A 9143-nucleotide genomic window follows, 5' to 3' on the forward strand; every position below is an offset into this window, starting at 1 on the left:
TGTCCTTTTCCGGAGCCGTTTCTTTAACGCTCAACGGGCCGGAGGGCAATGCGGCGGCGAGTGCCTATGCTTTCACGACCATGTCGTCGCGATGGACCATCGCGGCGCGCGGCGCATAGCCGAGGATCGCCTCGATTTCGGATGTCCGGTGGCCGGCGATCTTCGCCGCCTCGCCGGAATCGTAGCCGGCAAGGCCGCGGGCGATCTCCGCGCCGCTGCCTTCCAGAACGATCGCCAGCGTGTCTCCGCGTTCGAAGGTGCCGTCGACTCGCTTGACGCCGGCGGCCAGCAGGCTCTTGCCGGATTTGAGTGCAGTGTGCGCGCCGGCATCGACGACGAGCCGGCCCTGCGGTTCGAGTTGGCCGGCGATCCAGCTCTTCCAGGCGGAAACCGGCGCCGGATTCGGATGGAACAGGGTGCAGGCGCCGCCACTGCCGAGAACCTCGAGAGGATGATCGGACGATCCCCTGGCGATGATCATCGCCGTCCCGGCCTGGGTCGTGATCTTGCCCGCCTCGATCTTGGTGCGCATCCCGCCGCGCGACAATTCAGAGGCGGCATCGCCGGCCATCGCCTCGATCTCCGGCGTGATCGCGGCGACGTCCGCCAGATGGCGCGCGTCGGGATCGGTTGCGGGGGACGCGGTGTAGAGCCCGTCGACATCGGAGAGCAGCACGAGGAGGTCGGCATTCATCATCGTCGCCACACGGGCGGCGAGGCGGTCGTTGTCGCCGTAACGGATTTCCGAGGTGGCGACGGTGTCGTTCTCGTTGATGACCGGCACCGCCTTCATGCGCAGAAGCGCGCCGATGGTGGCGCGCGCGTTGAGGTAGCGGCGGCGCGATTCCGTGTCGTCGATTGTGACGAGGACCTGTCCGGTGGTGATGTCCTGCGCGCCGAGCGCCTCGTCCCATGCGCGCGCCAGCGCGATCTGGCCGACGGCGGCAGCGGCCTGGCTCTCCTCAAGTTTCAGGGAGCCGGCGCGCAGGTCGAGGACGGTGCGGCCCATGGCGATGGCGCCGGAGGAAACAACGAGGATTTCGTGGCCGGCCTTGCGCAGGCCGGCAATGTCGCGGGCGAGGCTTTGCAGCCAGCCGCGCTTGAGACCGGACTTCCGGTCGACGAGCAGGGCGGAACCGATCTTGACGACAATCCGCTTGTAGGGAGCGAGGCGGCCGGCCATGGCGTCACACCTGCCAGCGCGGATCGTCCTCGACCGGCTCCTCGTCCTTCCGCTTTTCCTCGATATGGGCCATCAGCGCGCGTAACACTTCCTCAAGCCCGTCGCGGCTGACCGAGGAGAACAGCATCGGCTCCTTCTTCGCCGCCTTTTTCAGCGCTTTCGCCTTCTCGGCAATCGTCCTGGCGTCGACGGCATCGATCTGCGACAGCGCGACGATCTCCGGCTTGTCGGTCAGGCCGTGGCCATAGGCTTCCAGTTCGCGGCGCACCGTGCGGTAGGCCTTGGCCGGGTCTTCCTCCACCGCCGAGACGATGTGCAGGATGACGTTGGTGCGCTCGACATGGCCGAGAAAGCGGTCGCCGATGCCGACGCCCTCATGGGCGCCCTCGATCAGGCCGGGGATGTCGGCGAGGACGAATTCGCGCGCGTCGATGCGCACGACGCCGAGATTGGGATGCAGCGTCGTGAACGGGTAATCGGCGATCTTCGGCTTGGCGGCGGTGACGCTGGCCAGAAGCGTCGACTTGCCGGCGTTCGGCAGGCCGACGAGACCGGCGTCGGCGATCAGCTTGAGGCGCAGCCAGATGGTGCGTTCCTGGCCTTCGAGACCCGGATTGGCGCGGCGCGGGGCCTGGTTGGTCGAGGTTTTAAAATGGGCATTGCCGAAGCCGCCATTGCCGCCCTTGGCGAGCAGGAAGCGCTGTCCTTCCTCGGTCAGGTCGCAAATCAGCGTTTCGTTGTCTTCCTCGAAGATCTGCGTGCCGACCGGAACCTTGAGCGTGACGTCAGCGCCCTTGGCGCCGGTCTTGTCGCGGCCCATGCCATGAATGCCGGTCTTGGCCTTGAAATGCTGCTGGTAGCGATAATCGATCAGCGTGTTCAGGCCCTCGACCGCTTCCACCCATACGTCGCCGCCGCGGCCGCCGTCGCCGCCGTCGGGGCCACCGAATTCGATGTATTTTTCACGGCGAAAGGATACGGCGCCGGCGCCGCCGTCGCCGGAGCGGATATAGACCTTTGCCTGATCGAGGAATTTCATGGTTCTGTTATCTAAGTGGTTCAGTTTCGGCCCCGTCTACCGCATTGCGGCAGAAAGCGCGAGAATGAAATCGGGAAACGGAAAATGACCATCAAGGTTGTCACTTACAACATCCAGTTCGGCATCGGGCTCGACGGCGCCTACGATCTCGAACGCATCGTCGATGCCGTGCGCGACGCCGACGTCATCGCCTTCCAGGAAGTGACGCGCGGCTTCATGCGCAACCAGGGCCGCGACATGGTCGCCGAGATCGAGGCACTGCTGCCGGACCGGTTTACCGTTCATCACATGCCGGCCGACATCGATTTCGGCAGCCGGGTGGCCGACGGGAAGGCGGTGCAGACCCGGTTCCAGTTCGGCAACATGGTCGTCTCGCGCTGGCCGATCCTGTCCTCGCGCGGCCATCTCCTGCCGCGTTCGGCGCGCACCGCCTCGCTCAACCTGCAACGTGGCGCACTGGAGGCCCTGATCGACACGCCCAAGGGTCCGATCCGGTTTTATTCCGTGCATCTCGATCACATCGACCCAGATGAACGTCTCGGCCAGATCGAAGCGCTGAAGCAGATCGCATTTTCGGCGCCGCGCACCGGCACCGCCGTCACCGGGATCGGCGAATTCGGCTACTCGGAATTACCGATTGCCGAGGACTTCATCCTGCTCGGCGACTTCAATCTCGAGCCGGATCTCGCCGAATATCGGGCCGTTGTTTCCGAAGACGGCCATCTCGTCGACGTGACGGCGTCCGATTCCGAGTGGAGCTGGACCGATCCGGAGAAAAAGCAGCCCAACAAACGGCTAGACTACGGCTTCGCCACGCCGGCGCTTGCCGAGCGGATGGGAGAGGCGCGGGTGGACCAGAGCGCGCGAGGATCGGACCACATGCCGGTCTGGATGCAGATCAACGCCTGAAATCGACCCTGACGCGGGCGACCGGTAAAAGCCCCTTGAAGACCCAAGCCGTGTTGGCGATGCGGCGGCCGTCGTCCGATAGTTCAAGCCGGTCATGAAAGCGGACAACATTACGCTTTTCGCCGGGATCGAGATCAACCCGGTAGCTGAAATAGGCGCTGTTTCCGTCGAGACGCACCTTTGTCTCGCCGATGACGTCTTCGCGGGTGCCGACATAGGTTTTCGGGCCGGTTTTCCTGAAACGCCAGGTTTTGGTGTCGCGCTCGCCGTCGGCATACCGGAAGTCTTCGCGCAACACGAGAGTCTTGCCGGTCCAGCGACCATGCAGGACGACGTCGAACTGGCGCCTCAAACCGGTGATCGACCGGAAACTGCCGGTCGCGGTTGTGCGGCCCTGAAAAAAGTCTTCCAGCCGCAGTTCGGTAGCGGAGGCGGGGCCTGCGACGAGAAGCGCCGCGATGGTCGTTCCGAGAAAGGTGCGCAGAAAAGACATGGACGATCTCCCTTTATCGCCCATACGTGTTTTCCGGCGCGCCGGATCAGGTCGGCTTTCCGTTCGCCTTGCGGGCGAGCCACGAACCGCGGTCGAGAACGTAGCGCTCCACCGGGACGCGGCCGACCGATATGGTGTCGGTCTCGTCGAGGCCTACGAAGGCGAAACCGCATTTGGCGATGACGTTGCGCGAGCGCGCGTTCACCGTGCGGCAGACCGCATGCACGCGTTCCGCTCCGGTCGAACGGAAGGCCTGGTCGACAAGCGCGCTGGCCGCCTCGGTGGCGTAGCCGGCGCCCCAATAGGCTTCGCCAAGCCAGAAGCCGATTTCGAAACCGCCGGACCGTTCGCGCTTCTCGAGGCTGCAAAACCCCATCAGATGGCCGGTTTCGGCCTGGGTGATGGCGTAGACATAGCCCTCATGTTCGCCACCGATGCAGCGGTCGATGAAGGTTTCGGCGTCGCCAAGACCGTAAGGGAAGGGCATGCGCGACGTCATCTCGGCGATCTGCCGGTTGTTGGCGATGGCCGCCAGTTCCTCGCGGTCATCGCGGTGCGGCGGGCGCAGCACGAGACGCTCGGTCAGCAGGACCGGCGTGTCGTAACTCAGATCGGTCAGACGATGCATGCTGTCATTCGGCGCTGTGTTGATCATCGGTCGGTCTTTTCAAACAAAAAAGGGAGATGGCGGTGTCCCATCTCCCCTCATCGTTTGGCCTGTGCCTGTTTCCGGGTTGTGAGACACCGGACTATGTTTGGCTCCGGCTTATTCTGCGGCTTCCTGCATCGGCATCACGGATACATAGGTTCGGCCATTGGCCTTCGCCTTGAATTCCACGGCGCCTTCGGTCAGGGCAAAGAGCGTGTGATCCTTGCCGATCCCGACATTGACGCCCGGATGCCATTTCGTGCCGCGCTGACGCACGAGGATGTTGCCCGGAATGACGCGCTCGCCACCGAACTTCTTCACGCCAAGACGTTTGGATTCGGAATCGCGACCGTTACGCGACGAACCACCAGCTTTCTTGTGTGCCATTTTCTGTCTCCTGCCGCGCACTTAAGCGCGTTTTCTGTCCTTATGGTGGCAAAGGGCCGATTTTACAACCCTGCGCACCGTGTTGTTGCTTACTTGATCAGGGCTTTTGCCTGTTCCTGCCAATCCTTGATCTGGTCGGCGCTGAACGGCATGTTCTCGTCCACCTTGGCGATGTCGTCCGCGGTGAGGGCGGCGATCTGCGCGTAGGTGATGATCCCCTGCTCGTTGAGCTGCTTTTCGGCGACCGGGCCGATGCCCTTGATCTTGGTCAGCTTGTCGGCCTCGCCTTCCGGCGCGGTGAACAGCGTCGCGGCAGCCGCCGGAGCGGCAGCCTCTTTCTTGGCAGGCTTGCTCTCCGCCTTGGGCGCTTCGGCCTTCGGAGCCGCAGCCTTGGTCTCTTCCTTCGCCGGCGCCGGCTTCTTTGCGGCAGCCTTCTTCGACGGCTTGGCGCCGCCGGTCAGGATCTCGGAGATCCGCACGGTCGTCAGGTGCTGGCGATGGCCGCGGGTGCGCTTGGAGTTCTGGCGGCGGCGTTTCTTGAACGCGATCACCTTGCGGGCGCGGCCCTGCTCGACGACTTCCGCCGTGACAAGGGCGCCGTCCACGAAGGGCGCGCCGACGGTCGCGTCAGCGCCTTCGCCCACCATGAGCACTTCGTTGAATTCGATGACGTCGCCGGCGTCGCCGACAACTTTTTCGATCTGCAGCAGATCCTGGGCGGCAACGCGGTACTGCTTGCCACCCGTCTTGATGACTGCGAACATCTTTATGTCCTTTCGTGTTCGGTCCGGCTCTTGCCATCCTCCGCATGCGCGGCGGGGCAGGCCGTCTTTTTGGTCAGTCGTGACGGTTTCGTTGTGATTTTGCCTCCGGTCTTTGCCGGACACAAACCAAAGCGGCGCGGAATTCCCGCGCCAGCGGCCTCCCTATGATCCGGGTGTGACGAAAAGTCAAGCTTTTCGGTGACGAAGGCTTGTGTTCGCCGTCATAGCCAGCTAATGACCGGCCCGCTTGTCAAAGCCGCCGCGGAGAGGTGGCAGAGTGGTCGAATGCACCGCACTCGAAATGCGGCATACGGGTGACCGTATCGGGGGTTCGAATCCCCCCCTCTCCGCCACTGTCTGTTTCTAAGTGCTTGGCCTTTAAAAGGTAATTTGCCGTTCTTCTTATCGGTGTGCACTATGGTATGCATTTAGAGGGCATGATGGCCGCCTAAGAGAAAACTAAATCCGCTGCATGTCGTAAGCCCAAGCGCACAGCATAGTGCATTCGGTCGATCGGTGATCCCGGAGAGCAAACCCTCGCTAGGGATGGCTATTTCACGCGCGTTCAGCCGAAATGAGCGGAAAACCGGCCTTCGTTACAGTTTGGACGGACGACCGGTTTGGGTCAAAAAACGGCCGGTCTTCCTGAATCTGGCTGACGTCAGCTTTGGCCCTGAAAGCAGACGCTCCTTATTGAAATTCGGCCTTTATCGGGCTCGAATTGATTGTTGGCCTTGAGGGCTATTGCCGGCACTTCACAATGACCCTGTTTGAAAAACAGGAGTTGTTGAAATGGAAAACACGAACCTCATTCGCTTCCTGCCTGCAAAAAAGCGTCCCTGGAACAAGGGAAGGCTGACCGGCCAGAAGCCGCCGCTCCAGCCAAAACATGTCTGGGCCATTCGCACTCGCCTTCAACTGGCCAACAAGATCCGCGACCTCGCATTGTTCAACATGGCAATCGACAGCAAACTGCGGGGTTGTGACGTGGTTAGCCTGCGAACCGAAGAAATCGCTCCCAGTGGTCAATGCATCGATCGGGCGATCATCAGGCAGAGAAAAACCGGCGGGCCCGTCAGGTTCGAGATCACGGAGCAAACCAGGCAATCGGTGCAGGCATATCTGAGAGCAAGGAAACACCAACAAAGCTCCTATCTCTTTCCAAGCCGTGACAATACGGATGCGCACCTTTCAACACGTCAGTATGCGAGACTGGTCTCCAGCTGGATCGCGAGCATCGGCCTGGACGCCACGTTGTTCGGCACCCATTCGCTCAGGCGAACAAAGGCGACACTAATCTATCGCCGTACCGGCAACATACGCGCTGTCCAGCTCTTGCTCGGCCACACCAAGATTGAAAGCACCGTTCGCTATCTCGGTGTCGAGGTGGATGATGCGCTCGCGCTGTCAGAGCAAATTGATGTCTGAAAACGGGGGTGGAGTGGACAGTTTCCGCTCCACGTCGAACCGGCCGCTTTGAACCCGAAACTGACTTCCGAGGAATATCCGGCATGCCCGATTGCATTTTCGGATCACGGCCGTATCGGCCGATAATTGCTTCATTTCCGGCTGCATCCCGGTGCTCGGATCGTATGCCGCTTCGCAGCTGATTCTGTTGGATGTCTGTCGGGCGTTGTTAAATTTCGCGTCCCACACGAAAAAGCCAAAGCAATCAGGCGAGCACTTTTGCCAGCACGTCATATGCATCGTCTATGTCGCACGCCATTGCAGCTTCCGCAGCGTCGCAATCATGGCGCGCGAGTGCGTTGACGATGTCGTTGTGGTGGACGTTTGAGGAGACGTAGTTCCCCGACTCGCGCAGGAGATTGAGATAGGGTCCGATCTGCAGCCAGAGATTCTCGATGATGCTGACCAGTGTAGGCGACTGCGCCGCTTGATAGATCGTGAAGTGAAAGGCGCGGTTTGCCTGCAGATATCCCTTGGTGTCCCCTGAGGCGGTGGCCTGTTCCATCTGGGTGAGGAGCCCGCGCAAATCGGCGATCGTCCTGTCGTCCACGTGCTTGGCCGCCCACGATGTTGCGGCTCCCTCCACCTGTATGCGCACGTTGCGAAGGTCGGTGAGCCGTTCGAGGGTCAGGGGAGGGATTCCGATGGAGCGGCCCGATACGATGGTGAGCGCATGCGCGGCGGTCAGTCGTTTCAACGCTTCGCGGACCGGCATTGCGCTGACGTGAAAGGCCTCGGCCAATCCCTGAATGGTTACTTGCTGTCCCGGCGCGATCCCGCCATCGAGAATCAGGCCGGCGACTTGCCGATAGACGCGCTCCTGGAGCGTGTCCCGCGTCAAGGGTTCGACGGACACCTCCAGCTTTTTGATCCCTGTTCCCATTTTTCCCTTTTCCATTCGGCGGTCGTCTCCAAATGCGGCACCGGCGACGTCGATACCTATTGGTCGGAGATTCCAAAGTCACCTTTTTATAGCAAATTCGGCCAAAACGGAACTTGCGTGATTATATATTCATGATCTATGATCAAAACATAGCGTTGTCCAGATCGAGGACGGTTCCGGCGTTATGAAAGGGAGGAAAGGAATGAAATTTTTCGCGAAATGTTTGAGCGTAGCGGCCGCGGTGGCCGTGGCTGGCGGGCTGACCGTCGGTACGACGCAGGCGCAGGACAAGTACAAGATTTTCCTGAGCATGAGTTACATCGGCAATGACTGGCAGGCCGAAGCCGCGAACATGGTAAAGGCCATGGCGGCGTCTTCCAGCATGGCCGACAAGGTCGATTTGCAGGTTCAGGTTTCCGGACCCAACGCACAGCGCCAGATCCAGCAAATCAACGCGATGGTTCAGCAGGGAGCGGACGCCATCGTGATTTTCCCGATTTCGCCGACTGCCCTTAATCAGGTGGTCAAGAATGCTTGCGACAAGGGCGTTCTGGTCTTCGCGTATGACGCCGAAATCACCGAGGAATGCGCTTACAACGTCCATATCGACCAGGAGGAAGCCGGGCGCGTGACCGCGGAATGGCTGGTCGACAAGCTCGGCGGCAAAGGCAATATCATCGCCATTACCGGCGTGCCCGGCACTTCGGTTGACACCCAGCGCACGGCGGCGGCGAAGGAAGTGTTCGCGAAGCATCCCGACATCAAGATCGTCGGCGAGGCGGTCGGGATGTGGAGCCAGGCTGTGGCGCGGACCGAGCTCTCCAAGATCATGGCCACGCAAAGCTGGGATGACATCGACGGGCTTTGGATGCAGGTCGGCTGCTATACCGCCAATGCAATGCAGCTCGAGGCTGGCAAGACGCCCGAAGAATTGCTCCCCTGTGCCGGTGAAGGCGCCAACGGTGGGCGAATCCAAATGCTGCCTTTGGGCACCGAGGTCGAAGGGGCGGCCAGCCCGTACGCGCCGCTTGGGGCGCCGCGTATTTCCTACGCCTCGCCGCCTTACTCCGGCGCCCTGGCTCTGAAGCTGGCGGTGCAGGCCCTCGAAGGCAAGGAAGTTCCGAAGCTTACCATCCTGCCGCTTCCGATTGTCACCAACGAGACGGTGCAGTTGTGCGAACAGGGCACTTGGGAGGAGATGAAGAATGGTTGCAATGCCTTCCTTCCTTCGCTTGTTCCCAATCCTGGCTGGTTTGCGTCAATCTTTTCGGCCCAAACCCCCGAGGTCGGCTTCAACGCCGCGCTCGTGGGTCAGCCCGAGCTCTGAGCCCAGCAGAGCATTTCGGGGGCGGCGTCGGCCGCCGCCCCC

The 9143-nt window shown here is 61.4% G+C and carries 10 protein-coding genes and 1 tRNA gene; 4 read left to right on the top strand and 7 right to left on the bottom strand.

Annotated elements, in window-relative coordinates:
- Positions 1-64: 64 nt before the first annotated feature.
- Both proB and obgE read right to left on the bottom strand, forming a co-directional pair.
- The gene (proB, locus tag IG169_RS02325) at positions 65-1183 is read right to left on the bottom strand and encodes a glutamate 5-kinase (RefSeq protein WP_193174519.1); all 1119 of its coding nucleotides are present in this window, start codon (positions 1181-1183) and stop codon (positions 65-67) included.
- Positions 1184-1187: 4 nt separating this feature from the next.
- Positions 1188-2222, bottom strand: a complete 1035-nt coding sequence (gene obgE, locus IG169_RS02330) for a GTPase ObgE (RefSeq protein WP_193174520.1) — start codon at positions 2220-2222, stop codon at positions 1188-1190.
- A gap of 84 nt (positions 2223-2306) precedes the next feature.
- Here obgE and IG169_RS02335 point away from each other — a divergent pair, with 84 nt between their 5' ends.
- Positions 2307-3131, top strand: coding sequence for an endonuclease/exonuclease/phosphatase family protein (locus IG169_RS02335; RefSeq protein ID WP_210325810.1), 825 nt, complete (start codon positions 2307-2309; stop codon positions 3129-3131).
- Here IG169_RS02335 and IG169_RS02340 read toward each other — a convergent pair.
- The 4 genes from IG169_RS02340 to IG169_RS02355 all read right to left on the bottom strand — a co-directional run bounded on the left by IG169_RS02340 (position 3121) and on the right by IG169_RS02355 (position 5424).
- Positions 3121-3624 (bottom strand): DUF3833 family protein, encoded by a 504-nt coding sequence (locus IG169_RS02340; protein ID WP_193174521.1) that lies wholly within the window; start codon positions 3622-3624, stop codon positions 3121-3123. The genes IG169_RS02335 and IG169_RS02340 overlap by 11 nt on opposite strands.
- Positions 3625-3670: 46 nt before the next feature.
- Positions 3671-4279, bottom strand: coding sequence for a GNAT family N-acetyltransferase (locus IG169_RS02345; protein ID WP_246717057.1), 609 nt, complete (start codon positions 4277-4279; stop codon positions 3671-3673).
- A gap of 111 nt (positions 4280-4390) precedes the next feature.
- Complete coding sequence (rpmA, locus tag IG169_RS02350) at positions 4391-4660, bottom strand: 50S ribosomal protein L27 (protein ID WP_193174522.1); 270 nt, start codon at positions 4658-4660, stop codon at positions 4391-4393.
- An 89-nt stretch (positions 4661-4749) separates the two neighbouring features.
- Positions 4750-5424: a 50S ribosomal protein L21 gene (locus IG169_RS02355; RefSeq protein WP_193174523.1), complete on the bottom strand. Its 675-nt coding sequence runs from the start codon at positions 5422-5424 to the stop codon at positions 4750-4752.
- Between the two features lie 263 nt (positions 5425-5687).
- Between IG169_RS02355 and IG169_RS02360 the strand changes: the two genes are divergently transcribed.
- Both IG169_RS02360 and IG169_RS02365 read left to right on the top strand, forming a co-directional pair.
- Positions 5688-5777, top strand: a tRNA-Ser gene (locus tag IG169_RS02360).
- A gap of 439 nt (positions 5778-6216) precedes the next feature.
- Positions 6217-6852, top strand: a complete 636-nt coding sequence (locus tag IG169_RS02365) for a tyrosine-type recombinase/integrase (protein WP_193174524.1) — start codon at positions 6217-6219, stop codon at positions 6850-6852.
- Between the two features lie 244 nt (positions 6853-7096).
- Here the strand turns inward: IG169_RS02365 and IG169_RS02370 are convergent, their stop codons facing one another.
- Complete coding sequence (locus IG169_RS02370; protein ID WP_246717058.1) at positions 7097-7789, bottom strand: GntR family transcriptional regulator; 693 nt, start codon at positions 7787-7789, stop codon at positions 7097-7099.
- 187 nt (positions 7790-7976) lie between these two features.
- Between IG169_RS02370 and IG169_RS02375 the strand changes: the two genes are divergently transcribed.
- Positions 7977-9101, top strand: coding sequence for a sugar ABC transporter substrate-binding protein (locus IG169_RS02375; protein WP_193174525.1), 1125 nt, complete (start codon positions 7977-7979; stop codon positions 9099-9101).
- Positions 9102-9143: the final 42 nt, after the last annotated feature.

Origin of the sequence: Oricola nitratireducens (assembly GCF_014904745.1) — a bacterium.
GTDB classification, from domain to species: domain Bacteria; phylum Pseudomonadota; class Alphaproteobacteria; order Rhizobiales; family Rhizobiaceae; genus Oricola; species Oricola nitratireducens.

Coding starts and splice junctions, on each gene's coding strand:
- proB (WP_193174519.1), bottom strand. CDS start 1,183: ATGGCCGGCCGCCTCGCTCCCTACAAGCGGATTGTCGTCAAGATCGGT.
- obgE (WP_193174520.1), bottom strand. CDS start 2,222: ATGAAATTCCTCGATCAGGCAAAGGTCTATATCCGCTCCGGCGACGGC.
- IG169_RS02335 (WP_210325810.1), top strand. CDS start 2,307: ATGACCATCAAGGTTGTCACTTACAACATCCAGTTCGGCATCGGGCTC.
- IG169_RS02340 (WP_193174521.1), bottom strand. CDS start 3,624: ATGTCTTTTCTGCGCACCTTTCTCGGAACGACCATCGCGGCGCTTCTC.
- IG169_RS02345 (WP_246717057.1), bottom strand. CDS start 4,279: ATGATCAACACAGCGCCGAATGACAGCATGCATCGTCTGACCGATCTG.
- rpmA (WP_193174522.1), bottom strand. CDS start 4,660: ATGGCACACAAGAAAGCTGGTGGTTCGTCGCGTAACGGTCGCGATTCC.
- IG169_RS02355 (WP_193174523.1), bottom strand. CDS start 5,424: ATGTTCGCAGTCATCAAGACGGGTGGCAAGCAGTACCGCGTTGCCGCC.
- IG169_RS02365 (WP_193174524.1), top strand. CDS start 6,217: ATGGAAAACACGAACCTCATTCGCTTCCTGCCTGCAAAAAAGCGTCCC.
- IG169_RS02370 (WP_246717058.1), bottom strand. CDS start 7,789: ATGGAAAAGGGAAAAATGGGAACAGGGATCAAAAAGCTGGAGGTGTCC.
- IG169_RS02375 (WP_193174525.1), top strand. CDS start 7,977: ATGAAATTTTTCGCGAAATGTTTGAGCGTAGCGGCCGCGGTGGCCGTG.